The sequence below is a fragment of the Oleiphilus sp. HI0066 genome, assembly GCF_001635725.1.
In genome coordinates, this window is the sequence record NZ_LWFH01001550.1 from 1 (window position 1) to 1,483 (window position 1,483).

A 1,483-nucleotide genomic window follows, 5' to 3' on the forward strand; every position below is an offset into this window, starting at 1 on the left:
ACTCTTTTTCAAATAGTTCTAGTACTTGATCTTGAATCATCACACCAAGGTCTTCACCCTTGCGTGTTCGGACAGCCACGGTCCCACTTTCCATTTCCTTATCACCCACAACAAGCAAATAAGGAACCTTGGCAATTGTGTGCTCGCGGATTTTAAAGCCGATTTTCTCGTTTCTCAAGTCCAAGTGAGCCCTAAAGCCCTGTGTATATAGCTTTTCTCGCAATATTTCACAATATTCTGACTGTTTATCGGTAATATTTAAGATTACAGCCTGCTCTGGAGCTAACCAAAACGGCATCGCACCTTCGTAATGCTCAATCAATATACCAATAAAACGTTCTAAAGAGCCGAACAAAGCTCGGTGCAACATCACCGGCCGTTTGCCACGCTCACCCTCTTCATCGACATAAGAAATATCAAAGCGCTCAGGCAAGTTCATATCGACCTGTAAGGTACCGCACTGCCAATCTCGACCAATCGCATCTCTTAGCACAAATTCAAGCTTCGGGCCGTAGAAAGCTCCTTCACCCGGGTACAAAACATAATCCAAGTCCATAGCCTCAAGAGCGTTACTTAAAGCGCCCTCCAACTTGTCCCATACCTCATCACTACCAATACGCTTTTCTGGTCGAGTAGACAATTTGATTACTACATCATCAAATCCGAAGTCTTTATAGATATCCAAAACAAGAGCTACAACATCAATACACTCTTGTTCCATCTGCTGTTCAGTACAGTAGATGTGCGCATCATCTTGCGTAAAGTGGCGAACGCGCATTAAGCCATGCAAAGAACCTGAAGGCTCATAGCGATGCACCTTGCCGAATTCTGCCATGCGCAAAGGTAAGTCTTTATAGCTCTTGAGACCTTGTGAGAACATCAGCACTGAGCCAGGGCAGTTCATTGGCTTAAGTGCGAAATTACGACCATCTTCAGTATCAGTCGTAAACATGTTTTCTCGATAATTAAACCAGTGACCTGAAGTCTCCCAAAGGCTCCGATCCATAACGTCTGGGGTATTTACTTCAATATAACCGGCACGCTCTTGACGCACACGCATGTAGCCAATAAGGCTATTAAAGAGCTTCCAACCTTTCGGGTGCCAAAAAACTGATCCAGGCGCTTCGTCCTGCATATGGAACAAATCAAGTTTCTTACCGATCTTACGATGGTCACGCTTCTCTGCTTCAACTAAACGATTTAAATGCTGCTTAAGCTGTTTTTTATCCGCGAATGCTGTTCCGTAAATACGTTGCAGCATTTTGTTGTCAGAATCACCGCGCCAGTAGGCACCTGAAACTCGCATCAACTTAAAGTGATGGCAGAATTTCATGTTCGGTACATGCGGCCCACGACACATATCAATATATTCTTCGTGGTGATAAAGACCCGGCGTCGCATCTTTCGGAATATCACGTTCCAGAATCTCTAACTTATATGTCTCACCACGTTCTTTGAAGGTATCAACAGCTTCTTGCCAAGT

1 protein-coding gene is annotated in these 1,483 nt (G+C 44.3%); it reads right to left on the reverse strand.

Features of this window, described 5'->3' with window-relative positions; genetic code table 11:
• Nucleotides 1-1,483, reverse strand: a 1,483-nt coding sequence (gene thrS / locus A3738_RS24030; protein WP_068763912.1) for a threonine--tRNA ligase, incomplete at both ends; no start/stop codon positions are given.